This window comes from Micromonospora sp. NPDC023737 (assembly GCF_040639715.1).
Taxonomy (GTDB): Bacteria; Actinomycetota; Actinomycetes; order Mycobacteriales; family Micromonosporaceae; genus Micromonospora.
The window spans coordinates 67,460-91,508 of record NZ_JBFAAL010000005.1 but is presented as its reverse complement, the minus strand read 5'-3'; the positions used below and the strand labels follow the sequence as shown (position 1 = coordinate 91,508).

The window sequence follows — 24,049 nt, the reverse complement described above, 5'->3', positions numbered from 1 at the left end:
GTCAGGCGGGCACCGGTTCGGCCGGGGCGGGCGGCTGGTTCTTCACCTTCTGCGCGTACACGTCGACGTACTCCCGGCCGGAGAGTTCCATCAGCTCGTACATGATCTCGTCGGTGACCGCACGCTCGACGAAGCGGTCGCCGGTCATGCCCCGGTAGCGGGAGAAGTCGAGCGGCGTCCCGAACCGGATCCGCACCCGGGCGATCTTCGGGATCAGCTTGCCCGGCGGCTGGATCTCATCGGCGTTCAGCATCACCACCGGCACCACCGGCGCGCCGCTCTCCAGGGCCAGCCGGGCCACCCCGGTCTTGCCCCGGTAGAGCCGCCCGTCCGGCGACCGGGTGCCCTCCGGGTAGATGCCGGCGATCCCGCCACGCCGTAGCACCTTGAGCTGGGTGTCGAGCGCGGCCCGGGCCGCCCGCCCGCCGGAGCGGTCGACGGGAATGGTGCCGGTGCTGACGAAGAACATCTTGGTCAGCCAGCCCTTGACCCCCTTGCCGGTGAAGTACTCGGCCTTCGCGACGAAGGTGACCTTCCGCCTGACCATCAACGGGGTGAAGATCGAATCGGAGAAGGAGAGGTGGTTGCTGGCCAGGATCACCGGACCGGTGGCCGGCACGTGGTGCAGCCCCTCCACCTGCGGCCGGAAGACCACCCTCAGCAGCGGGCCGAGGAGCACGTACTTCATCAGCCAGTAGAACACCGGCGTCCCTTCCAGTGGCGGTCGCGACGTCGCCCGGCCGCTCGGCCTGTCGGTCAGGAGGCCGGCCGGTCGTCAGGTGAGAAGCCTACGAAGCGCGGGCACCGCCCACAACGGACCCGTCGGAGGACCGGCAGGAGCTGAGCGGAGCAGGTGCCCGTCGCCGAACGGTCGCCGCCCCCGCGTCCGCGCTGACCGCCTCTTGATCGGCTCCTTCGCGGCGCTCTCGATCGACTCGCGCTCCGCGCAGTCGGTGTGTCCTGCTCACCCCGAACCGCCCGACTTCGCGGACGCCGAGTCGATCATTCCGCCCTCTCCCACCTCCTGACGCCCTCCGCACAAACGGACATACGACCCCGCCCGCGACCAGCGGCACGCCCGCCGAGTTTGGAAGACGCGACACAACGCACTCCCGCAACAGGGTCGTGACGTGTCACGATTCAAAGCACGGCGTGCGAGTCCGCGCCGAGGGGCTGGGGCGGCCGCGCCGAAGGCGCGTTGAGGAGGGTGTCCGGTGACAGCGGGTGGGGCCCGCCGGGGACGGCGGGACAACGGGCTCGACGCGAGCGAGTACGCCGTCGCCGGCGACGTGGATCCACGCGTCGGTGAACACCTGCTGGACGTCCTGGCCGCCGGTGGTATCGCCGCCTACCTCCAGCCGTCGGCCGATCTCAACCCGGTCACCCGCACCACCACGGTGCCGGCCCGGCCGGTGGACCGCCTCTACGTCGACCGTTCGCACCTGACGACGGCCCGCGACTACCTGAGCCAGCTCGCTGACGAGGGCGCGCCGGAGCAGCCCCGCCCCGACGAACCCGACATCGACGCCGAATGGGCCAGGATCGTGGCCGGCTTCCACATCACGCCCACCGCCGGTGCCAACCCCTGGCCGGCCGCCGAGGACATCGACGAGTCCAGCGGCCCGACCGCTGGCCCACTGGCCCGGGCCGGCACCGACGAGACCGGCCCGACCGCCACCGACGTCCGCCGTCTGCCGTACGCGGCCGACATCTCGGGCGTGTCGCTCGGGCGCTCCGACCGGCCCGACGAGCCGTCGCTGCTCGACGGGCTGGACACCTTCGGCGCCGACCTGCCGGACGACGAGGACGACCGCTACACCCCGCCCCCGCCGCCGCCGCTGCCCCGAATCTCCAAGTACGCCGTGGTCGGCGTGCTCGCCGTGGTGGTCGGCTTCGTGCTCTTCCTCTTCCCGTCGCTGCTGCCGGTCGACCGTTCGATGGTCACGCTCGTCGGTTTCACCGGCATCCTCGCCGGTTTCGTCACGCTGGTCTGGCGACTGCGTCCCGGTGGCGACGAGGACGACCGCGACCCGGACGACGGCGCGGTCGTCTGAGCGGTCGGTCACCGGGAGGTCACCGACCGCATCTCGGGACGGCAGCCGGCCGCAGCGGACGCGTGAGTGGTGTAACTTACGGTCAGTAGGAATACCGCTAAACGTCACGTCCCCCCGCTGACTGACCGGTTTTTCCTTCCTCGTGGCGGTCAGTCCCCTGCTGATCGGAATGCCCGAGATGCGACATAGTTCACTGGTGGTGGTGGCCAACCGCCTGCCCATAGACGACAACGCCGCCCCCGACGGCGCGTGCGAGTGGCGGCGCAGCCCCGGCGGGTTGGTGAGCGCGCTGCACCCGCTGCTGCGGCACACCCCCGCGACCTGGGTCGGCTGGGCCGGCGGCACCGGAGCCGCCCCCAACCTGCCAGACGTCGACGGCGTGCGTCTGCGCGCCGTCCCGCTCACCGCCGAGGACCTGCGCGACCACTACGAGGGGTTCGCCAACTCGACCCTCTGGCCGCTCTACCACGACGCTGTCGAGCAGCCCGAACACCACCGGCGCTGGTGGGAGGCATATCAGCGGGTCAACCGGCGGTTCGCCGAGGCCGCCGCGGAGGTCGCCGAGCCGGGCGCGGTGGTCTGGGTGCAGGACTACCACCTGCACCTGGTCCCCGGCTTGCTCCGGGCGATGCGGCCCGACCTGCGCATAGGCTTCTTCCTGCACGTGCCGTTCCCGCCGCCGGAGCTGTTCATGCAGCTCCCCCGCCGGGCCGAACTGCTACGCGGCATGCTCGGCGCCGACCTGATCGGGTTCCAACGCGTCCAGGCCGCGCACAACTTCGCCCAGCTCGTGGCCAAGGTGCTGAACCTGCCCGCCACGGACCGGCGGATCGGCGTCGACGACCGGGTCGTACGCATCGGCGCGTTCCCGGTCTCCATCGACACCGCCGAGATGGCCGCGCTCGCCGCCCGTCCCGACGTCGCCACCCGGGCACAGCGGCTGAGGCAGGACCTCGGCCGCCCCGAGCGCGTGATCCTCAGCGTCGACCGGATGGACTACACCAAGGGCATCGAGCAGCGGCTCAAGGCGTACAGCGAGCTGCTGGCGAGCGGGCACGTCAAGGTCCGCGACACGGTGCTGGTGCAGGTCGCCGTACCGAGCCGGGAGCGGGTCGGCCAGTACCAGATCCTGCGCGAACGGGTGGAGCGCGAGGTCGGCCGGATCAACGGCGAGTTCGGCCGCGTCGGCGAGCCGGCGATCCACTACCTCACCCAGCCGTTCGACCGGGCCGAGCTGGCCGCCCTCTACCGGGTCGCCGACGTGATGGCGGTGACCCCGCTACGCGACGGGATGAACCTCGTGGCCAAGGAGTACGTGGCCGCCCGGGTCGACGACACCGGGGCGCTGCTGCTCAGCGAGTTCGCCGGAACGGCCGCCGAGCTGTCCCAGGCGTACCTGGTCAACCCTCACGACCTGGAAGGGCTGAAGGAGGGGCTGCTCGCCGCGCTGCGCGCCGCCCCGGCCGACGTGAGCAAGCGGATGCGGGCCATGCGGGCGCACCTGCACGAGCACGACATCCGGGCGTGGGCGCGCTCGTACCTCAGCGCGCTGGACGAGACCGGCCCGCTGGTGCAGCGGATGGTCACCGCGACGGACGCCCTGCCCACCCAACCGGCCCGCTCCGCCGCACGGGTCGAGCAGCAGCCGGGCGGCTGACCCGGTCAGCGCGCCACCGGCTCCTTCTCGAGCCAGTCCAGCAACGCGTCGACCGGCTCGCGCCAGCGCGCGTCGAGCATCAGGTCGTGCCCCATCCCGGGAAAGAGCAGCGGCGCCGAGCCGTAGCGGCGGGCCACCCGGTTGAGCGCGGCGGGCGGCACGACCCGGTCGTCGGGGCTGCCCAGCACCAGCACCGGCGGATCCCCGACCGGCCGCTCCAGCTCGGGACGGGAGAGCAACTGCCACTGGGCGCGCCGGCTCGCCCGGCCCAGCGCCGACACGTACCGCCGGGCCTCCGTGTCGGGCAACTCGCGGCTGAACAGCTGCGCGCGGCTGAGCCGCAGCCGCCCGCCGAACGCCGCGGGCAGGGTGCCCGCCGGGTTGCGGCGCAGCGCCGCGCCGAGCGTCCCCCAGCCGCCGAAGACCGGCGAGACCAGCACCGCCGCCCGGGCCGGATAGCGGGCCAGCGCGTGCGCCACCACCAGCGCCCCGGCGCCATGTCCCACCAGCACCGCCTGGCGCGGCAGGCCCGCGGCCACCTGGACCACGTCATGGACGTACGACCGCAGCGACGTCCGCGGCGCGGCTTCGCTACCGCCCTGCCCGCGCAGGCTCAGCGCGTGCGCCGGGAACCCACGGGACACGGCGTGGCTCAGCCAATGCTCGGCGAACGCCCATGCGCCGTGTCCGAAGCCCGGTACGAAGAGCAGCGGCGGACGCCCCTCCTCCAGCTCCGGAGTCGCGCTGACCACCTCGCGCCGGACCGGTCGGACCGGCCGCGCCCACTCCTGCCCCCGGATGATCCGGACCTTGCTCACGGATTCAGCCCTTCGTTCGCGACTGCGGGGCCCGCCGACCCACCGTGCCCGCTCACTTGCCCTCCAGGGAGTCGAGGGCGCGCTGGACGGCGCGCAGGTAGTCCACGTGGCCGACCTCGAACCAGTGCCGGGTGCTGTCCTTCACCGGGCCGGAGTAGCGCTCTCCCGCCCGGGCCTGGACGGTCGCGGCGAACGCGGCCGCCCGGTCGGGATGGGTGCGGCGCAGCTGGAGCAGCCGGGCGAACAGCACAGCCTGCCAGTGCGCCAGCGTGAACAGACCCGAGTCCGGCTGGAGCAGGCCGATCACGGCCAGCGTCGGGTGCCCCGGCGCGAACGCGTTGAGCCAGAGATTGGGGCGGCCGGTGCTGGAGTCGTCGCCGAGCACCTTCGGGTCGAGGAAGTCGAAGCGCGGCAGGTAGCCCGTGGCGAAGACGACCAGCTCCGGTTCGATCTGCCGGCCGTCGGTGAGCTGCACGCCGTACGGGCTGAAGCCGGCGACGTCCGGCACCGGCGTGATCGCGCCGTGCCCCACGTGGTAGACGAGCTGGCTGTTCGCGATCGGATGGGTCTCGTACACCCGGTGGTCCGGCTTCGGCAGGCCGAAGCGGGTCAGGTCGCCGACGGTGAGCCGCAGCGTCGAGTGGTAGAGCCACTGCCGCATCCGGAGCGGCACGCGCAGCGCGAGCAACGCGTCGTTGACCTGGTCGGCGGGACGCCCGAGGACGTACTTCGGGGCGTACCAGTAGCCGCGCCGGGTGGAGTGCCAGCACTGGGACGCCTGCTGTGCCGCCTCGACGGCGATGTCGCAGCCGGTGTTGCCGGCGCCCACCACCAGGACCCGTTTGCCGCGCAGCTGGGCCGGGTCCTTGTACGACGACGCGTGCATCACCTCGCCGCGGAACTCCTCCAGGCCCTCGTAGCTCGGCAGCTTCGGCGACCAGTTGTGCCCGTTGGCGACCACCACGGCCGCGTAGCGGGAGGTGCGCTCGGGGCCGTACCCGCCGGTGCTGCGGGTGGTGACGTCCCAGCCTTCCCCCTCGACCGGTTCGACCCGGATCACCTCGGTACCGAACCAGATGTGCGAGCGCAGGTCGAAGTGGTCGGCGTACCGCTCGAAGTAGGCCAGCAGCTGGCTGTGGTGCGGGTAGTCCGGCCAGGAGTCCGGCATCGGGAAGTCGGGGAACTGGGTGAACGGCCGGGACGAGATGAGGTGCGTGCTGGCGTAGACCGGGCTGCGGTCGTGGCGCCAGTTCCAGGCGCCGCCGACGCCGGTCTCCCGCTCGTAGCAGTCGACTCCGAAACCCTGTTCCCTGAGGTTCTTCATGGCGGTCAGGCCGCTGGCCCCGGCGCCGATCACGCAGACCGTGTCGCCCCGGTCGGAGACCGGGCGGCCGTCGCGGCTCAGGGCGAGCATGGTCGCCTCCGGATCGGGCCGGTCGGTGGAGGTGGACACCGGAACATCTCCTTCGTGCGGCACGGGCGCCGGTCGCCGCGAAATCCTCTCCACATCGGAGCCGGTTGTCCAGCCCTGGCGCGTACCGCGTCGTCGCGCCCGCCACCGTGTGCCGGGGCGGTGCGGCCGGCGTGGCCGGATGGTCTCAGCCGGTGACCGGCAGCAGCAGATCGACCAGGACCGGCAAGTGGTCGCTGGCCCGGCGGGTCTGCGGAGTGTCCACCACGTCGTAGTCGACCACGGTGATCCGCGGGTCGACGAAGAGCGCGTCGATCCGGCGGCGGGGGTCCGCGCAGGGGTAGGTGAGCCGATCGGCTCGGTCGGCCGCCACCGCGGCGTCGGTGAGCCCGCGGGCAACGGTGGCCCAGGCCGGTCCGTCCGGTCCCTCGTTGAGGTCCGCACCGGCCACGGCGGGGGTGGCCGCGGCGTCCAGCTCCCGCTTGAACAGGGCGGCCTGCCCGGGACGCTCGGCCGGATCGGTGGACAGGTGCGACCCGGCCAGGGTGAACCGGGCGCCGCCGGCGACCACGCAGTCGGCGTACGCGGCGCCGCGCAGGTGCCGGCCCGGGGTGAGCGGGAACCGCTGGCACCGGGTGGCGAGCACCCGGACCCGCAGACTGGTCAGCAGCAGATTGCCCAGCGCGGGCAGGCCGCCACCCGCCACCACCAGGCCGAACGACTCGGCGAGCGCGGCCGACTTGTGCCGCCAGCGGAACCGCCGCGGCCCCTCCTGCACGATCACCACGTCCGGGGCCGCGCCGCGGACCACCGCGGCCAGCGCGGCCACGTCGTCGCGCTGGCCGTGGACGTTGTACGACACCACCCGCAGCGGCACACCGGAGCTTTCCGTCACGGCGTTTCGCCCGCCTACATCCGCCGGGCCAGGTCCGCGGCGCCGATGACGCCCGCGCGGTTGCCCAGCTCGGCCGGGCGGATCTCGGCGACCGGGAGCCGGCTGCGCTGGGCGAGCGATTCGAGGTAGGAGCGCCGGGTCGGGCCCATCAGCAGGTCACCGGCCTCGATCACACCGCCGCCGACGACCAGCACCTGCGGGTCGAGGATCTGGGCCATGTCCGCCAGGCTGGTGCCGAGCCAGCGGCCGACCTGCGCGAAGACCTCGGTCGAGACCGGGTCGCCGCCCTTGGCCGCCGCGGTGACCATCGGCCCGGTGATCGCCTCGGCCTCACCGCCGGCCAGTTCCAGCAGCGCCGCGGCCCGGTTCGGTTCCTGCCGGGCGGCGGCGCGGGCGAAGCGGACCAGCGCGCTGCCGCTCGCGTACTGCTCGATGCAGCCGAGCCGCCCGCAGCCGCACTGGTGGCCGTCCGGCACGGTCAGCATGTGGCCCAGCTCGGCGGCGATGCCGTGCGCGCCGCGGACCAGCTCGCCACCGAGCACGATGCCGCCACCCACTCCGGTGCCGATGGTGAACATGACCATCGAGTCGTCGGCGTGCCGGGCGGCCCCGTGGCGGAACTCCGCCCAGGCGGCCACGTTGCCGTCGTTCTCGACGATCACCGGCAGGCCGCTCTTGTTGCTGACGTAGTCGCGCAGCGGCTCGTCGCGCCAGGCCAGGTTCGGGGCGAAGAGTACGGTGGAGCGGCTGGCGTCGATCCAGCCCGCGGCACCGACGCCGACCGCCTCGATCGATCGGCCGGCGGCCAGCTCACTGACCAGGTCCGTGATGACGTCCCGGGTCTTGGCGACGTCCTCGGCGGGGGTGTCCCGTCGGGCGTGCACGAGCACCTTGCCGGTCTCGTCCACGACACCGCCGGCGACCTTCGTGCCACCGACGTCGATCCCGATGGTCAGCGTCACCGCTGCCGCTCCCCTCTGCTGTGCTGCCCCGCCCGCGCCGGCAGTGCCGGCGAGTGCGGGATGTCCTTGGTCAGGCCCCGTCGCCCGGTGCGTCCGCGCCCACGTCACCGGGGGCACGCGACGCGGGCACCACGGGCCGGTCGGCCGGCGCCCGGCCGGCCGCCGGTGCGGCCGACCCGGCCTCGTCGACGGGCGGCACCGTGGCGGCCGGGGCGGTCGCGTCGTCCGCCCGGGTCGCGGCGGACCATACGTCCTCCGCCGACACCGGCTGAGAATCATGCCCCTTACGGGTGGCCTCGCGCCACACGAGGTCGGTGTCTGACGCGCCACCCGCCGGTTCCGGGTGCGGGGCCGGGGGCTGCGGGGGCGGATCCGCGGAGGCGAACGCGCGCAGGAGACTGGCCACGCCGGCCGCCAGATCGCCCGCGCCGGTGGCGAGTCTCTCGGCGAATTCCGGACTCGGGTCACGAAGCGCGGCGATACCGCGGCAGACCGGGCAGATGCAGCACTCGGCCGTTCCGGTGGCGAATCCGCCACCTTCCGGGCGGGACTCCCCTTCCGAACTGGACTCCCCGTCCGGCCGGCCGCTGTGACCGAGGACACCGCTCAAGATCCCACCGAGCGGGCCCCAGGGCCCGGCGGTGGGGTTCGCGGCGGCCAACCGCGCGGTCGCCAGCAGCGTGGCGACGAGTCGCTCCGCCTCCTCCCGGGCCGAGCCCGGATCCGTTGCCACCATGGTCGGCTCCTCTACCGTGGCGGCCGGGCCGCCGGACGCGTCACTGCGCCGCACCGGGTGCTTCTACCCGGCGCTTGAGCTGCTTCAACGCGGTATCCATGATCATTTTCTCGGCCTTGCGACGAAACATGCCGAGCATTCCGACGGAGAGCTCCACCTCGAGCGTGTAGGTCACCGTGGTCGTGCCGTCAGCGTTTCCCACCAGGTCGTACGAGCCCTGCTGCGCCCGCTGCATCTTCGATGGCGCCACCAGGTGCCACTCGATCCGGGTCAGGTCCTCGGCATAGGCGTAGGCGAGCACGTACTCGTCGGCCATCACGCCGGCGTCGATGGTGAACCGGACCTGGCTGGCGTAGCCGTCCTCGTACTCCTCGACCACCTCGACCCGTCGCATCGCCTCGGTCCATTCCGGGTATCGCGCGAAGTCGCAGATGACCGCCGCCACCTGATCCGGTGGTGCGTCGATGACGATCGACTGGGTGGAGGAGTCCGCCATGGGGGGAGGCTACCCGGCGCGGTGGCACACCTGGCCGTCCCGCCCCCACGCCACACCCGGCGGGAACCTACCCGGAGCGCCAGGACGGCGGTACGGGTAGGTTTCGACAGAGCCGACCCACGGGTGGCGGCCGGCCGACCAGTGCGAGCACGAGGGAGTGCAGGGTGCGCGAGTTCTCCGTCCCGCCGATCGTCACCGTCGGCGACTCCGCCAACCTCACCGACCCCGTCTGGGACAACGCGGAGGTCGCGCCCGACACCGTGCAGTTCGTCCGGCCCTCCGGGGCCAGCGACGGACCGGCCTGGATCGACGTCACCTGCCTGCAGTTCCGCGACGAGGTCGCCGCCGTGGCCCGGGGACTGGTCGCCGCCGGCGTGCAGCCCGGTGACCGGATCGGGCTCATGAGCCACACCCGCTACGAGTGGACCCTCGTCGACTACGCGATCTGGGCCGCGGGCGGCGTCACGGTGCCGATCTACGAGACCTCCAGCGCCGAGCAGGCCGCCTGGATCCTCGCCGACTCCGGCGCCACGGCCTGCGTGGTCGAGACCAACGCACACGCCACCCTGCTGGCCGGCGTCCGCGATCGCCTCCCGGACCTCGGCAACATCTGGCAGATCGACCTCGGCGCGGTGGACGATCTGGTCGCCGCGGGCGCGTCGGTCGACCCGGCGGAGATCGACCGGCGCCGCGCGGCGTGCCGCGCCGGCGACGTGGCCACGATCATCTACACCAGCGGCACCACCGGCCGCCCCAAGGGCTGCGTCATCACGCACCGGAACATGTACGCCGACATCGCCAACGCGGTGCCCGTGCTGCCGAACCTGTTCAACCCGGGCGCCTCCACGCTGCTGTTCCTCCCCCTTGCGCACGCCTTCGCCCGGCTCATCCAGGTCGGCGTGGTGTACGCCCGGGCCACGATGCGGCACTGCGGCGATCCGAAGAACCTGGTCGCGGAGCTGCAGGAGTTCCGCCCCACCTTCCTGCTCTCCGTTCCCCGCGTCTTCGAGAAGGTCTACAACGCGGCCCAGCAGAAGGCCGAGGCCGACGGGAAGGGCGACATCTTCGCCCGCGCCGAGCGGGTGGCCATCGCGTACAGCGAGGCGTTGGAGTCCCCCGGCGGGCCGGGCTTCGGACTGCGGGCCCAGCACGCGCTCTTCGACCGGCTGGTCTACCGGAAGCTGCGCGCGGCGCTCGGCGGCCGGTGCCGGGACGCCATCTCCGGCGGCGCCCCGCTCGGTGCCCGCCTCGGCCACTTCTTCCGGGGCGTCGGGGTGACGGTGCTGGAGGGCTACGGGTTGACCGAGACCGCGCCCGCCGCCGCCGTCAACCTGCCCTCGGCCACCCGGATCGGCACGGTCGGCCGGCCGCTGCCCGGCGTGAGCATCCGCATCGAGGACGACGGCGAGATCCTCATCGCCGGCGAGCTGGTCTTCGACGGGTACTGGCGCAATGAGGAGGCGACCGCCGAGGTGCTCACGGACGGCTGGTTCCGCACGGGCGACCTGGGCCAGCTCGACAACGACGGCTACCTCAGCATCACCGGCCGGAAGAAGGAGATCATCGTGACGGCCGGCGGCAAGAACGTCGCCCCGGCCGTGCTGGAGGATCAGGTCCGGGCACACCCGCTGGTCAGCCAGTGTCTGGTCGTCGGCGACCAGAAGCCGTTCATCGCGGCGCTCGTCACCCTCGACGAGGAGGCGCTGCCGCGGTGGCTCGAGTCGGCCGGGCTGCCCGCCGACACGCCGGTGGCCGAACTGCGCGAGCACGAGGGGCTACGCGCCGAGATCCAGAAGGCCGTGGACGCCGCCAACGCCACGGTCTCGAAGGCCGAGTCCATCAAGGTGTTCCGGATCCTCCCCCGCGACTTCACCGAGGCGACCGGCGAGCTGACCCCGTCGCTCAAGGTCAAGCGCCAGGTCGTGCACAAGACGTACGCGGCGGAGATCGCCGAGATCTACCAAGGCTGACTACCATCCGTCACGTGCCCGCCTCGACAGCCGCCGCCCGACCTCACCCTCTCGCCGCCGCCGCGCGCCTGGTGATGCTGGCGCTGGTCGCCGTACTGACCCTCTTCGCCACCCGCGAGCTGGCCCAACTCTGGTGGATCGCGCTGCTCGCCGTGGCCGGGCTGCCCGCCTTGCTGGCTCCGCAGCACCGGGTGATCGCCCCGCTCAGCCGGGTGGCCGAGGTGGTGGTGCTGGGGCTGGCCGCGAGCCACGTGGCGGCGGTGGCCCTGGTCGGCGGGTCGATCCACGGCCTCGGGGCGTCCGCCGTGCTGCCGTACCTCGCGGTGCCGGTGACGGTCACCGCGCTGCGCCGCCGGTTCCGGGAGGGTGCCGCGCTGCTCGCGGTGGCCGCCGCCGCCCTGCTGGTCAGCGGCGTGCTCACCGAGGTCGACGGGGAACGGCAGATCACCCAGCCGGGCTACCTGGCCGTCTGCGCGCAGTGGCTGATCCTCGCGGTACTCGGGCTCTACGCCGCGCGCACCCTGCACCGGGTGATGCAGGCGCGCGGCGACGGCAAGCCGCAGCCGTACGCCGAGGCGACCCGCCTGCTCACCCAGCTGCGTACGGTGGCCCGGCAGCTGCCCGGGGCGACCCTGGACCCCGGCGGGATCTCCGAGCATCTGCTGGAGGAGCTGCGCAACGTGGCACCGGGCGACCGGGCGGCCGTGCTCTCGGCCAGCGGCGGGGGCCGGCTCGTGGTGCTCGCCCAGGTCGGTGTCGACCGGGTCGACTGGGAGACCAAGCTCGACGCCGACTCGGCGATCGCTGACGCCTGGGCCAGCCAGCAGCCGCAGACCGCGGCCCGGTCGCAGGCCCGGTCGCACCCGGGCGGCGACGTCTCCGCGCTGATCGTGCCGCTGGTCGCCGGCGTCCGCACGGTCGGGCTGGTGGTGCTGGAGGCCGACGCGGCGCACGCCTACCCGTCGGCCGTGGTGTCGCGGGTGACCGCCCTGACCGGCCCGGCCGCGCTGCGGCTGGAGGCGGCGCTGCTCTTCGACGAGGTCCGCTCGCTGGCCACCAACGAGGAGCGGCAGCGCCTGGCCAGGGAGATCCACGACGGTGTCGCCCAGGAGCTGGTGATGGTCGGCTACGGCATCGACAACGCCCTGGCCACCGTTCACGAGGACGCGGACGAGACCGCCGAGGCGCTGCGTACGCTGCGCGGTGAGGTGACCCGGGTGATCACTGAGCTGCGGCTGAGCCTGTTCGAGCTGCGCAGCGAGGTGGACCGGCACGGCGGACTGGCCGCCGCGATCGCCGAGTACGCCCGCACGGTCGGGGCGTCCGCCGGTCTGCGGGTTCACCTGTCGCTGGACGAGTCGACGGCGCGGCTGCCCGCCGCCACGGAGGCGGAGCTGCTCCGCATCGCGCAGGAGGCGGTGACCAACGCCCGCAAGCACGCCGGGGCGTCCAACCTCTGGGTCACCTGCGAGGTCGACCCGCCGTACGCGCAGATCGAAGTGTCGGATGACGGTCAGGGGATCGCTGACCAGCGGCCCGACGGGCGGTACGGTCTTGCGATCATGGCCGAGAGGGCGGAACGTATCCGGGGCCGGTTGGAGATTCGGCCACGGCGACCGAGCGGCACGACCGTGGCGGTGGTTCTCGGCACCTCGCCCCGGCGCGATAACGTGCGCGGTAGCGCAGCAGCAGAAGGGGAGTAACCCGAGGATGACCACAAGCCCGACACCGGCCGCCCGTACCAAGGTCCTTCTGGTCGATGATCACGACCTGATTCGGAAGGGCCTGCGGCACGCCTTCGAGCGGGACCGGCAGTTCGAGGTCGTCGGCGAGGCCGCCACGGCGGCGGAGGGCGTCCGCCAGGCGGGGGCGCTGCAGCCGGACGTGGTGATCATGGATCTCCGGTTGCCCGACGGCAGTGGCCTGGAGGCGACCCGGGCGCTTCGCAAGTCCAGCGCTTCGATGGGCATCGTGGTGCTGACCATGTACGCCGGCGACGACCAGCTCTTCGGCGCGCTGGAGGCCGGCGCCTCCGCCTTCGTGCCGAAGACCGCGCCGGCCGACGAGGTGGTGGCCGCCGCCCGGCATGCCGCCTCCTCGCCCAGCGCGTTCACCGCGGCCGACCTGGCCGAGGCGATGAAGCGCCGGCTGGCCCCGTCCGGCCCGCAGCTCTCCCCTCGTGAGGGCCAGGTGCTGCGGCTGCTCGCCGACGGCATGAGCGTGGCGGGCATCGCGAAGCAGCTCTTCGTCAGCGAGTCCACCGCCAAGACCCACATCTCGAAACTCTACGAGAAGCTGGGTGCGGCCAACCGGGCGCAGGCGCTGATGACGGCGCTGCGGCTGGGCCTGCTCGAGGCACCGGACGCGCCCAAGTTCTGACCGTTGCGCCGCCACCGGCGGCACGCCTCAGGACGCCACTGGATCCGCGTCGGCCGGACGGGCCGGCGCGGATCTCGCGTATCGACCGGCGTCGGCGGCCGAAGTGGTGGCCGACTATGGTCACCCGGGCACTCGGCCGGGCAGAATACCGCGGTGGCGGGCGGGCAACGAGGCTCGCGCCGCCGACGGTTAGGGGTGGAGCGCATGCAGCGGCCGGACTGGGCACCCGAGACGATCGACATCGAACGCCCGAGCGTGGCCCGCATGTACGACTACTACCTCGGCGGCTCGCACAACTTCGCCGCCGATCGGGCCGCCGCCCGGGCGATGGTGGCCGCGGTTCCGGAGGCGCCCCTCATGGCCCAGGCCAACCGGGCGTTCCTCCGGCGGGCGGTGCAGTTCCTCACCGGGGCGGGCGTACGCCAGTTCCTGGACATCGGCTCCGGCATACCGACGGTGGGAAACGTGCACGAGATCGCCCGGCGGACGGCGCCCGAGTCCCGCGTCGTCTACGTGGACGTCGACCCGGTGGCGGTGGCGCACAGCCGGGAGATCCTCGCCGGCGACGATCGCGCCGCGGTGGTCCAGGAGGACCTGCGCCGTCCCGAGCGGATCCTCGCCCACCCGGACGTACGCGGCCTGCTCGACTTCGACGAGCCGATCGCCGTGATGGCCGTGGCGGTGCTGCACTTCATCGCCGACGACGACCGGCCCGCCGAGATCCTGGGCGTCCTGCGGGACGCGCTCGTGCCGGGCAGCCATCTGGTGCTCTCGCAGGCCAGCGACGAGGGACGCAGCGAGAATGAGCGCACCGAGGCACAGAACGTCTACCGGCACACCGACAACCCGCTCTGGGTGCGCAGCCGGCCCGAGCTGACCGCCTTCTTCGACGGTTTCACGCTGGTCGAGCCGGGCGTGGTGTGGGTGCCGCAGTGGCGTCCGGAGTCACCGGAGAGCGCGGAGGACGCGGAGCGGTCCGTCTTCCTGGGTGGCGTCGGGCGGCTCGGTGGCTGAGTCGGCGCCGCTGCGGGCATCGTCGCGTCCCGGGACGTTCGCCCGCGCCTGGGCCAAGGCGGTCAGCGGCACCAGCTACCTGCCGATGCCCCAGGCGCAGCTGGAGGCGCTGCTGCAACGTCTCGCCGACCAGTTGGCCGCCGCGCTGCGGACCGAGCCGTTCGACGTACGCCCCGGTCACCGGGTCGGCACCGAGCTGGTCGCCAACCACATCGCCTCGGTGGAGGGGCTCGGCCGCACGGTCGAGGTCCTCCAGCTCCGGATGATCCGCGACCTGGGCCTGGTGGGCGACGACGTCGAGGACCGGATGGCCCGGCTGCTCGCCGCGGTGGCCACCGGGTACGCCCGGGCGCTGCGCGACCGAACCCTCGACGAGCAGGAGTCGATCCGGCGGGCCGCCATGATGGCCCGTACGCAGGCGGAGCGCGCGTTGCGCGACAGCGAGGCACGGTTCCGCCGCCAGGCGACCCACGACCCGCTCACCGATCTGCCCAACCGGGTGCTCTTCACCGAGCGGCTCACCGCGGCGCTCAACGAGCCCGGCCGGGGTGGGCAGCGGATCGGGCTCTGTTTCATCGACCTCGACCGGTTCAAGGTGGTGAACGACTCGCTCGGCCACCAGGTCGGCGACCGGCTGCTCATCACGGTCGCCGAGCGGCTGCGCCGGGCCCTCGACGGGCACCTGGTCGCCCGGCTCGGCGGGGACGAGTTCGTCATCCTGGTGGAACGGACCGGCGGCACCGACGACGTGGTCGCGGTGGCCGACGCGGCACTGGCCGCGGTACGCGAACCGGCCACCGTCGACGGTCACGAGCTGGTGGTCACGGCGAGTATCGGCATCGCGGAACGGCAGGTCGCCGGCACCACGCCGAGCGACCTGATGCGCGCCGCCGACAGCACGCTGCACTGGGCCAAGGCGGCCGGCGGCGCCCGGTGGGAGGTGTTCGACGCCGAGCGCAACCGACGGGAGCTGGCCCGGTACGCGCTCTCGGCGGCCATCCCACCCGCGTTGGAACGGGGCGAGTTCTACCTCGACTACCAGCCGCTGACCTCGCTGCGCGACGGCAGTCTGCTCGGTGTGGAGGCGTTGGTGCGGTGGCGCCACCCGGAGCTCGGCGTGCTGCGACCGGGCAGCTTCATCGGCCTGGCCGAGGAGACGGGGCTCATCGTGCCGCTCGGCGCCTGGGTGCTCGGCGAGGCGTGCCGCCAAGCGGAGCGCTGGTCGGCGCAGGGCGGCCGGACGCCTTTCGTCAGCGTCAACCTGGCGGTGCGCCAGGTGCACCGACCGGGCCTGGTGCAGGAGGTGCACGACCTGCTGGAGCGCACCGGGCTGCCGCCGGAACGGCTCCAGTTGGAGATCACCGAGAGCACCATGATGAGCACCACCGAGGAGCCGGTACGTGCCCTGCGCGGCCTCGCCGATCTCGGCGTACGGATCGCCATCGACGACTTCGGCACCGGCTACAGCAACCTGGCGTACCTGCGGGACCTGCCGGTGACCGAGCTGAAGGTGGCCGGTGAGTTCGTCGCCGGGCTGCGCGCGCCGGCGGCCGATCCGGGCAGCCGTACCGATGAGCGGATCCTCGCCTCACTCGTGTCGCTGGCGCACGCGCTCGACCTCACGGTGACCGCCGAGGGGGTGGAGACGGCCGGTCAGGCCCAACGGCTGCGGGCGATCGGCTGCGACGCCGGCCAGGGGTGGCACTTCGGGCGTCCCGCACCAGCGGAGCGGATCCTGGAACGCGTCGGCTGACAACCGTAGACACTGTCTACGTCCGCCTGGTAGACAGTGTCCATGTCGGATTCGGAGGCGGACGTCCGCACGCGGCTGATCGCCGCCGGGGTGGCCCTGGTGCGCGACGAGGGGCACGGGGCGGTCTCACTGCGGGACATCGCCCGCCGAGCCGGGGTCTCGCACGGTGCGCCCCGACGCTACTTCCCCACCCATCTCGACCTGCTCTCGGCGATCGCCCGGCAGGGGTACGCCGACCTCGGCGCCCGGGTCGCCACGACCGTGCGCGACGCCGGACCCGACCCGCGCGAACGCCTCCTCGCCCTCGGCCGGGCCTACCTCGACTACGCCGCCGCGCAGCGCGGGATGTTCGAGCTGATGTTCCGCCACGACCTGCTGAACAGCGGCCGGCTCGGGCTACGCGACACCAGCCTGCCGCTGTTCACCCTGCTGGTCGACCTCGTCGCGCAGACACGGCGACCGACCGACGCCGACGCCACCGTCCTCGCCGGCGCGCTCTGGGCCAACCTGCACGGCCTCGCGCAGCTCTGGGCCTGGAGGAGCCTGCAACTGGCGACCGGCGCCACCGACGACGACGCGCTCCTGCGGGCCGCGCTCGACGCGCACCTCGGCCCCGCCACCGCCTGACCCGTTCCGCATCCGATCGGAGGAACCGTGCCCCTGCTGTACGACCTCGGCAAGCTGACCGTCGGAAACGCCCTGCGACTCGGCTGGCAGCCACAGGTGGAGGGGCTCGGGCACGTGCCCCGCCACGGCGGCGCCATCCTCGCCGGCAACCACCTCTCGGTCGCCGACGAGCTCTTCCTGGCCGCCGTCACACCCCGCCGCATCGCCTTCTGGGCCAAGTCGGAGTACTTCTCCGGCGGGGGTGTGCGCGGCTGGCTCAGCCGCCGCCTCGTCAGCGGCATGGGCGCCATCGCGGTCGAACGCGCCGGTGGCCGGGCGGTGCTCACCGCGTTCGACGCCGCCGTGCCCGTGCTCCGCGCCGGCGGTCTCGTCGCCGTCTACCCGGAGGGCACCCGCTCCCCCGACGGACGGCTGCACCGCGGCCGTACCGGCGTGGTGCGGCTGGCCCGGGACGCCAACGTGCCGATCATCCCGGTCGGTGTCCTCGGCACCGCGGAGGTGCTGCCGATCGACGCGCGGCTGCCCCGCCGGCACCCGGTGACGCTACGGTTCGGTCCACCGATCCCGGTGGCCGGGCGCATCCACGGGCCACGCGACATCCGGACGCTCACCGACGAGGTGATGGCGGCGATCCAGCAGCTGACCGGCCAGGAGTACGTGCCCCGGTACGCCCCGAAGCGGGAGAACCTGGCCGCCTGAGCCCCTGCGGGTCGGTGGCCCGGCCCGCAGGTGCGGTCCGCCGGTCAACCGGCGAGCAGGGCGGCCATCCGCTGGGCCTGGGTCTCCCAGCGCCACTCCTGCTCCACCCAGGCCCGCCCGGCGGCACCGAACTGTCGGGCCAGGTCCCGGTCGACGAGCAGCCGGGAGACCTGGTCGGCGAGCTGCGCGACGTCACGGCCGTTCACCACGTACCCGGTCTCCCCCTCGCGTACCGCGTCCGGCGCGCCGCCGGAGTCGCCGGCCACCACCGGCAGGCCGGTCGCGGACGCCTCCAGGTAGACGATGCCGAGGCCCTCCACGTCCAGCCCCCGGTTGCGGGTACGGCACGGCATCGCGTAGACGTCGCCGGCCGCGTAGTGCGCGGGCAGTTCAGCCGCCGGCACCGACCCGGTGAAGACCACGTCCCGGTCCACACCGACCTGGCGGGCCAGCTTCTCGAGCGCGGCCCGGTACGGCCCACCACCGACCACCAGCAGAGCGGCGTCGGGGACCCGGCGGATGATCTCGGGCATCGCTCGGATGAGCATGTCCTGGCCCTTGCGCGGAACCAGCCGGGACACGCAGACCACGACCGGCCGGTCGGAGAGCCCCAGCCGGGCCCGCACCGGCTCACCGTCGACGTCCGGGTGGTACGTGTCGACGTCCACCCCGGGCGCGAGCCGGTGCAGCTCGGTGAGTCCGGTCAACGCCCGCGCCAGCCGAACCCGCGTGTATTCACCGAGATAGGTGGTCACGTCGACGCCCCGCCCGATGCGACGCAGCGCCGCCCGGGCGCCGGGCAGCGCCGCCCAGCCGATCTCGTGCCCGTGCGTCTGCGCCACGATCCGGCGGATCCCCGCCCGGCGGCGTAGTCCGCCGGCGAGCAGCCCGAGCGGAGCCGCCGCGCCGAACCACACCGTGTCGCAGTCGTACGCGCGGGCGAGCCGCGCGGCCCGCCGCGCCACCAGCGGGGTGGGCAGCAGCACCCGGGTGCGTTCCCGGATCACCTCGAACGGCTGGTCGGCGTCGAACTTCTCCGCCCCGCGCCAGCTGGACGCGTAGACCACCACCGAGCCGGTGGGCTGGCGCACCGCGAGGTTGTGCACGAAGGACTGGATCCCACCGGGGCGGGGCGGGAAGTCGTTCGTGACCAGCAACGTCCGGCTCATCTACCGGCCTCCCTGGCGTAGGCGCGGGCGGCGGCCATCCGCTCGACAGTGGACGGGTGGGTTGCGGAGTAGAGGTACTCCCAGCGTGGCGGGTCCGGATCGGCCAGGTTGACCGTGGCCAGCCGGCGCTGCATGGACTCGAAGGCGGCCGCGTCGCCGGTGAGCGCGAGCGCGTGCGCGTCGGCACGTGCCTCGACCCGCCGGGAGATCAGGGCCTGGATCGGCGTGGCGACCAGCCCGACGACCGTCACCAGGGCCACCAGCAGCGGAAACGCGCGCGGCTGGGCGACCGAGTCGACGCCGGCCAGCCTCAGCAGTGGCGCCCACGAGCCGATCAGGTAGAGCGCGACCACCGCCGCGGCGGCGCCGAGCGCGCCGGTCAGCGTGCCCACCGTGACGTCACGGTCCCGGGCGTGCCCCAGCTCGTGCGCGACGACTGCGGTCACCTCCTTTGGCGGGGCCTCGCGCAGCAGGGTGTCGTAGACGACCACGCGTCGGGTCGGCCCGATACCCGAGACGTACGCGTTCACCGCCCGCGTCCGGCGGGACGCGTCGGCGACCAGGACGTCCCGCACCGGTACGCCGTCGCGCGCCGCCATCGCCATCAGCTCGGTACGCAGCGGGCCCTGCTCCATCGGGGTGAAGCGGTTGAACACCGGTTCCACCAGCACCGGCAGGACGAAGGAGAGCAACACCACCAGGCCGGCCGCCCCGGCCGCGCCGAACGCCCACCACCAGCGCGGGGCGAGCCGGATGACCGCGTAGAAGCCGAGCAGCGCCACCGCGCCGACCACCGCGCTCACCGCGTACGACTTGAGCAGGTCGACCACCCAGCCACCCCAGCCGTTGGTGCTCAGCCCGTAGCGGGTGAGCACGGCCTGCCGCCAGGCGGAGAACGGCAGAGTGACCAGGTCGGCGATGAGCACCACGGCGAGACCGCCGAGCACGGCCTGGGCGATCCAGTGCCCGCCGAAGGGGCGCCCGGCCAGCTCGATCAGGCGGCTGCCCAGCGGGGTCAGCCCCAGGGCGAGGGCGATCAGCAGGCCCACGACGAGGCTCGCGTAACCGCCCGGGCGCAGCGCGGCCCGGAACTCGCGCCCGTGCACCACCTGGTCGGCCGGCAGGGCGCGCAACGCGGCGAGCTGGTCGGCGCGGGGCGCCGGCGGACGGTTCCAGGGGATCAGCAGCGCGGTGACGACCACCAGCGCGAGGGCCAGCCCGGCCAGCGCCAGCACCGCCCAGCCGCGCGGGCTCATCGCGGCACCCCGCCGCGCGGGCGCCCGTTACCGCCCCGCGATACCCGCGTCATCCCGCGCTCCTCCCGCTGTGACCGCCAATCCTAGGGCTCCCGTCCGCCACCGCGGCGCCGGTGCCCGCCGGCTCACACCGAACGGCCGGCGGGACGCGACGAGCGGGATCGCCCGCGCGGAGCATCGGCGGATCGGAGTCGGCCGGCATCGGCGTGGCGGGATCAGGCGATTCGACGGCGGCGCAGCGGCCGGGGCTGCGCGGCCGGCGGCCGCGGCGCGGGCAGCACCTCCACCTCGAACCCCGCCCGGACGAACATCTCGATCGCCCGGTACTCGGCCGCGCCGAGGTCGGCCGTGGGGGAACTGTCGTCGAGCAGGGCGGTCACCAGGCAGCCGGAACAGCTGGCACCCCGGATGCGGCACCGCTCGCAGTCGATGAGCATGAACGCCTCCTGACGGGCTGCGGCGGCCTGGACGACCCAACGTCGCCACCCGACCACCATCGGTCACGCCCACGGTATGCGCCGGGTATGACAGAACCGGACAACGAGCCGCGAACCGGCGTCGACCGACTCGACGGCGACGAAGTCGGGGCATCAACGGCTGCGGGTCAGCCCGACTTCGTCGAACCCGAGTGGATCATCCGAGCGGGCAGGCACCCGCCGCCCAGGCCTGCGCGACGAAGGTCAGGAGCGGGCCAGGCGGCGCAGCAGCGAGTCGGCGCCGAGCGGGTACGCGCCGTGCCGGCGTACCCCGTCGGCGACCTCGCGGTCGGAGGAGATCACCACCACCGGCCGGCCGGGCGGCTCGGCACGGACCAGACGCCGGATCAGGTCGTCGGCGGTCTCCCCCTTCCGGGAGAAGAGCACCCGCACGCCGCGCGGGGTGGGCGGCAGCCCGGGGATGCGCTCGGCGCCGTCGAAGACCACTGTCACCTCGTCGCCGGTCTGCGCGGCGATCCCACCCAGCCCCGTGATCAGGCGCTTGCGCTGCTGCTCCAGCGACATCTCGCCGAAACCGCGCTTGGTGACGTTGTAGCCGTCCACCACGAGGTGTGCCCGCGGCAGGGCCAGCAACTGGTCCAGCCGGGCCGGGTCGTCGGTGTCCCGGGCCCGCGTCGCGGCGCCGGGCGCGGTGCCGGGCTGGTCGGCGAACGCCTCGGCCACGAAGTCGGCCGGGAGGGTGTCGACCGGATCGAGCGCCAGCTCGCGGCGCAGCCCGACCGAGGCCTGGCTGATCGTCTCCAGCAGCAGCCACAGCCGGGCGTCGTCGACCGAGCGGGCCTCCTTGGCGCTGGAGCGGGCCGCGCCGGCGGCGGCCTCGGCCTCGGCCAGCCGGGCCCGGACCCGGCGCAGCTCCGCTTCGGAGTCGGCGGTCGCCCGGGCCGCCCGGCCACGCTCGGTGGCGAGCAGTTCGTTGGCCCGCCGCTCCCGGGCCTGCGTCTCGCGGAGGGTACGGGCCAGCTGCCGGGCCTCCTCACGCTGCTGGCCGAGCTCCTCACGGACCCGGGCCAACTCGTCACGGAGCTTCTCCGCCTCGACCCGGGCCACCGCCCGGTCGTGCTCGGCCCGGGTGGCCCGCTGCTCCGCCTCGCGTACCAGCTCGGCGACGACCGCGCTGTCCGCCTCGGCGCGTACCGCCGCGCCGCTCGCCTCGATCAGGTCCCGCCACCCACGCGGTCGGGCCAGGTAGGCGAGGGCGGCCACCTCGACCGGGTCGGCGGCGGCCGGGGCGGTGCCCTCGACCACGGCCGCGCCGAGGTCGCCCGCGTCGGTCAGTACCCGGGCGCTGACCCGCTGCCGGAAGAGCGGGTCGGCGGTCAGCTGGGCGGCGATCGCCGGAGCGCCGAGCCGAGCCCGGCGGTTGGGCGCGAACTTGGCCACCCGACGCAGCGGCACGGGCACCTCGTCGGCGGGGAGACCGGGCAGCACCGCGGCGGTGAGGGTCACGATCCGCTGCCGTACCGGCTCGGGCAGGACCGGCTCGGGCTCCGGAGCCCGGTCGTCCGCCGTGCCGGCAGCGTCCGTGGCGGCCTCGACGCCGGCGTCAGCAGGGGTCACCGCCTCGTCCGATCCGGCCGGCCCGCCCACCTCACCCGTGTCGCGCGCAGCGGCGGCCCGGCCCTCCGGCGGGAGGTGGTCGTCGTACGGCTCGGTGAGGGGCATGTGGCAAGTCTCCCACCGCAGCCGGGCCCACCGCCCGGTGAGTGAGCCGATCTCTCATCCTAGCCTGGTGGTGACTCGTGGGACTGCTGAGAACGGAGTGTCGGACCGGAACGTTACGGTGCCGCGGATGGCACAGGCGGAGTACGTCCAGCAGACGCTGGCGGGCCTCGACACCGCCGCTGGCGGCGGTGTCGACCCGGCCCTGCCGCTGTACGCGACCACCTTCGTGGTGGTCGACCTGGAGACCACCGGTGGGGCTCCCGACGGCGGCGGGATCACCGAGATCGGCGCGGTCAAGGTGCGCGGCGGCGAGGAACTGGGTGTGCTCGCCACCCTGGTCAACCCGGGGCAGCCGATCCCGCCGTTCATCACCGTGCTGACCGGCATCACCGAGGCCATGGTGGTGCCGGCGCCGCCGATCGAGCAGGTGCTGCCGAGTTTCCTGGAGTTCATCGCCGACGCCGTGCTGGTGGCCCACAACGCGCCCTACGACGTCGGCTTCCTCAAGGCCGCCTGCGCCCGGCACGGCTACCGCTGGCCCAACCCCCGGGTGCTGGACACGGCCGCGCTGGCCCGCCGCGTACTGACCCGCGACGAGGTGCCCAACCGCAAGCTCGGCACCCTCGCCGCGTACTTCCGCACCGCCACCCCGCCGAGTCACCGTGCCCTGGACGACGCCAAGGCGACCGTCGACGTGCTGCACGCGCTGATCGGCCGGCTCGGCGGGCACCGGGTGGAGACCGTCGGCGACGCGATCGAGTTCGCCAAGGCGGTCACGCCCACCCAGCGCCGGAAGCGGCACCTGGCCGAGGGGCTGCCGAAGGCGCCGGGCGTGTACATCTTCCGCGCCGCCGACGACCGGCCGCTGTACGTCGGCACCTCCGGTGACATCGCCACCCGGGTTCGCAGCTACTTCACGGCGGCGGAGAGGCGGGCCCGGATCTCGGAGATGCTCGCCGCCGCCGAGCGGGTCGAGGCGGTCGAGTGCGCGCACTCGCTGGAGGCGGAGGTCCGGGAGCTGCGGCTGATCGCCGCGCACGCCCCGCCGTACAACCGCCGGTCGAAGTATCCGGAACGGATGCTCTGGCTCAAGCTCACCGACGAGCACTACCCGCGGCTGTCGGTGGTCCGCGAGCTCGCCCCCACCGACCGGGCCTACCTCGGGCCGTTCACCTCTCGGCGCACCGCCGAGCTGGCCGCCGCCGGCTTCTACGACGCGGTGCCGTTGCGCCAGTGCACCCACCGGCTCTCGCTGCGTACCGTCACGCCGGCCTGCGCCCTGGCCGAGCTGGGTCGCTGCCCGGCGCCCTGCGAGCACCGGATCAGCCCGGAGGTGTACGACGAGGAGGCGGCCGCCCCGTTCCGCGCGGCGACCGCCGACGACCCGCAGGTGGTGGTGGACGCCCTGCTGGCCCGGATCGAGGCGCTCTCCCGCGACCAGCGCTACGAGGAGGCCGCGGTGGTCCGCGCGCGGCTGGTGGCGCTGCTGCGCGCGGCGGTGCGGATGCAGCGACTGGCCGCGCTCACCGGCATCGCCGAGCTGGCCGCGGCCCGTCCCGCCGCCGGGGGTGGCTGGGAGCTGGCGCTGGTCCGGCACGGTCGGTTGGCCGGTGCCGGCGTGTCACCGCCGGGCGTCCACCCACGACCGACGCTGGCCGCGATCCGCGCCACCGCCGAGACGGTTCCGCCCGGTCACGGGCCGGTCCCCCGCGCCTCCGCGGAGGAGTCGGAACGGATCCTGTCCTGGTTGGAACGACCGGAGACCCGGTTGGTCGAGATGTCCTCCGGATGGTCGTCCCGGGTACGTGGCGCGGCACGGTTCCGCGACCTCCTGGCCAAGGCGGAGGCCGCCGCGGCCCATCAACTCTCGACCGAACGCTCATGACCAACTGACCGATCGGACTACGTCTACTCGCTTAGTCTGTTAGAGAAGTGCATTCCTGCCCGATTCGTGGGCCTGCTCCCGGTTGCCGGTCTCCCGGCGGCCGCGGGGC

Annotated in this window: 21 protein-coding genes; 10 read left to right on the top strand and 11 right to left on the bottom strand. The window is 73.6% G+C overall.

The features are described from left to right. Position 1: 1 nt before the first annotated feature. A complete protein-coding gene (locus tag AB0F98_RS13720; RefSeq protein WP_357733799.1) occupies positions 2 to 703 on the bottom strand; it encodes a lysophospholipid acyltransferase family protein in 702 nt (233 codons plus the stop codon). A 511-nt stretch (positions 704 to 1,214) separates the two neighbouring features. Here AB0F98_RS13720 and AB0F98_RS13715 point away from each other — a divergent pair. Then, positions 1,215 to 2,054 carry a DUF308 domain-containing protein gene (locus AB0F98_RS13715; protein WP_357733796.1) on the top strand — a complete coding sequence of 280 codons (840 nt, stop codon included), beginning with the start codon at positions 1,215 to 1,217 and terminating at the stop codon, positions 2,052 to 2,054. 178 nt (positions 2,055 to 2,232) lie between these two features. Further along, positions 2,233 to 3,711, top strand: coding sequence for a trehalose-6-phosphate synthase (locus AB0F98_RS13710; protein ID WP_357733793.1), 1,479 nt, complete (start codon positions 2,233 to 2,235; stop codon positions 3,709 to 3,711). A gap of 5 nt (positions 3,712 to 3,716) precedes the next feature. On the opposite strand, the gene AB0F98_RS13705 is transcribed toward AB0F98_RS13710, so the two are convergent. From AB0F98_RS13705 to AB0F98_RS13680, 6 genes are all read right to left on the bottom strand, one after another. Then, complete coding sequence (locus AB0F98_RS13705; protein ID WP_357733790.1) at positions 3,717 to 4,529, bottom strand: alpha/beta fold hydrolase; 813 nt, start codon at positions 4,527 to 4,529, stop codon at positions 3,717 to 3,719. Between the two features lie 52 nt (positions 4,530 to 4,581). Beyond that, entirely contained in the window at positions 4,582 to 5,982 is a 1,401-nt protein-coding gene (locus tag AB0F98_RS13700) for an NAD(P)-binding domain-containing protein (RefSeq protein ID WP_357733787.1), read from the bottom strand. Between the two features lie 145 nt (positions 5,983 to 6,127). Continuing rightward, positions 6,128 to 6,835, bottom strand: coding sequence for an endonuclease/exonuclease/phosphatase family protein (locus AB0F98_RS13695; RefSeq protein WP_357733784.1), 708 nt, complete (start codon positions 6,833 to 6,835; stop codon positions 6,128 to 6,130). A gap of 14 nt (positions 6,836 to 6,849) precedes the next feature. Then, complete coding sequence (locus AB0F98_RS13690; protein ID WP_357733781.1) at positions 6,850 to 7,797, bottom strand: ROK family glucokinase; 948 nt, start codon at positions 7,795 to 7,797, stop codon at positions 6,850 to 6,852. 70 nt (positions 7,798 to 7,867) lie between these two features. Then, positions 7,868 to 8,533, bottom strand: coding sequence for a hypothetical protein (locus AB0F98_RS13685; RefSeq protein ID WP_357733778.1), 666 nt, complete (start codon positions 8,531 to 8,533; stop codon positions 7,868 to 7,870). 40 nt (positions 8,534 to 8,573) lie between these two features. Beyond that, positions 8,574 to 9,029 carry an SRPBCC family protein gene (locus AB0F98_RS13680; protein WP_357733774.1) on the bottom strand — a complete coding sequence of 152 codons (456 nt, stop codon included), beginning with the start codon at positions 9,027 to 9,029 and terminating at the stop codon, positions 8,574 to 8,576. A gap of 164 nt (positions 9,030 to 9,193) precedes the next feature. On the opposite strand from AB0F98_RS13680, the gene AB0F98_RS13675 reads away from it, so the two are divergent. The 7 genes from AB0F98_RS13675 to AB0F98_RS13645 all read left to right on the top strand — a co-directional run bounded on the left by AB0F98_RS13675 (position 9,194) and on the right by AB0F98_RS13645 (position 17,471). Continuing rightward, positions 9,194 to 10,999, top strand: coding sequence for a long-chain fatty acid--CoA ligase (locus tag AB0F98_RS13675; RefSeq protein ID WP_357733771.1), 1,806 nt, complete (start codon positions 9,194 to 9,196; stop codon positions 10,997 to 10,999). Positions 11,000 to 11,013: 14 nt separating this feature from the next. Further along, on the top strand, positions 11,014 to 12,702 hold the full coding sequence (locus AB0F98_RS13670; RefSeq protein WP_357733768.1) for a GAF domain-containing sensor histidine kinase: 1,689 nt from the start codon (positions 11,014 to 11,016) through the stop codon (positions 12,700 to 12,702). 7 nt (positions 12,703 to 12,709) lie between these two features. Continuing rightward, positions 12,710 to 13,378 carry a response regulator transcription factor gene (locus AB0F98_RS13665; RefSeq protein ID WP_076467977.1) on the top strand — a complete coding sequence of 223 codons (669 nt, stop codon included), beginning with the start codon at positions 12,710 to 12,712 and terminating at the stop codon, positions 13,376 to 13,378. Positions 13,379 to 13,582: 204 nt separating this feature from the next. After that, positions 13,583 to 14,392 carry an SAM-dependent methyltransferase gene (locus AB0F98_RS13660; protein ID WP_357733764.1) on the top strand — a complete coding sequence of 270 codons (810 nt, stop codon included), beginning with the start codon at positions 13,583 to 13,585 and terminating at the stop codon, positions 14,390 to 14,392. A gap of 85 nt (positions 14,393 to 14,477) precedes the next feature. Then, a complete protein-coding gene (locus tag AB0F98_RS13655; protein WP_357734692.1) occupies positions 14,478 to 16,145 on the top strand; it encodes a bifunctional diguanylate cyclase/phosphodiesterase in 1,668 nt (555 codons plus the stop codon). 42 nt (positions 16,146 to 16,187) lie between these two features. Further along, on the top strand, positions 16,188 to 16,772 hold the full coding sequence (locus AB0F98_RS13650; RefSeq protein ID WP_357733761.1) for a TetR/AcrR family transcriptional regulator: 585 nt from the start codon (positions 16,188 to 16,190) through the stop codon (positions 16,770 to 16,772). Between the two features lie 27 nt (positions 16,773 to 16,799). Next, the gene (locus AB0F98_RS13645; RefSeq protein ID WP_357733758.1) at positions 16,800 to 17,471 is read left to right on the top strand and encodes a lysophospholipid acyltransferase family protein; all 672 of its coding nucleotides are present in this window, start codon (positions 16,800 to 16,802) and stop codon (positions 17,469 to 17,471) included. Between the two features lie 44 nt (positions 17,472 to 17,515). Here AB0F98_RS13645 and AB0F98_RS13640 read toward each other — a convergent pair whose 3' ends face one another. From AB0F98_RS13640 to AB0F98_RS13625, 4 genes are all read right to left on the bottom strand, one after another. Beyond that, the gene (locus AB0F98_RS13640) at positions 17,516 to 18,640 is read right to left on the bottom strand and encodes a glycosyltransferase family 4 protein (RefSeq protein WP_357733755.1); all 1,125 of its coding nucleotides are present in this window, start codon (positions 18,638 to 18,640) and stop codon (positions 17,516 to 17,518) included. After that, entirely contained in the window at positions 18,637 to 19,896 is a 1,260-nt protein-coding gene (locus AB0F98_RS13635) for a M48 family metallopeptidase (RefSeq protein WP_357733752.1), read from the bottom strand. The genes AB0F98_RS13640 and AB0F98_RS13635 overlap by 4 nt, the downstream gene beginning before the upstream one ends. Positions 19,897 to 20,111: 215 nt before the next feature. Next, entirely contained in the window at positions 20,112 to 20,333 is a 222-nt protein-coding gene (locus AB0F98_RS13630) for a hypothetical protein (RefSeq protein ID WP_357733749.1), read from the bottom strand. A gap of 243 nt (positions 20,334 to 20,576) precedes the next feature. Further along, entirely contained in the window at positions 20,577 to 22,055 is a 1,479-nt protein-coding gene (locus AB0F98_RS13625) for an NYN domain-containing protein (RefSeq protein WP_357733746.1), read from the bottom strand. Positions 22,056 to 22,182: 127 nt separating this feature from the next. Here AB0F98_RS13625 and AB0F98_RS13620 point away from each other — a divergent pair, with 127 nt between their 5' ends. Next, positions 22,183 to 23,940 (top strand): DEDD exonuclease domain-containing protein, encoded by a 1,758-nt coding sequence (locus tag AB0F98_RS13620; protein WP_357733743.1) that lies wholly within the window; start codon positions 22,183 to 22,185, stop codon positions 23,938 to 23,940. Positions 23,941 to 24,049: the final 109 nt, after the last annotated feature.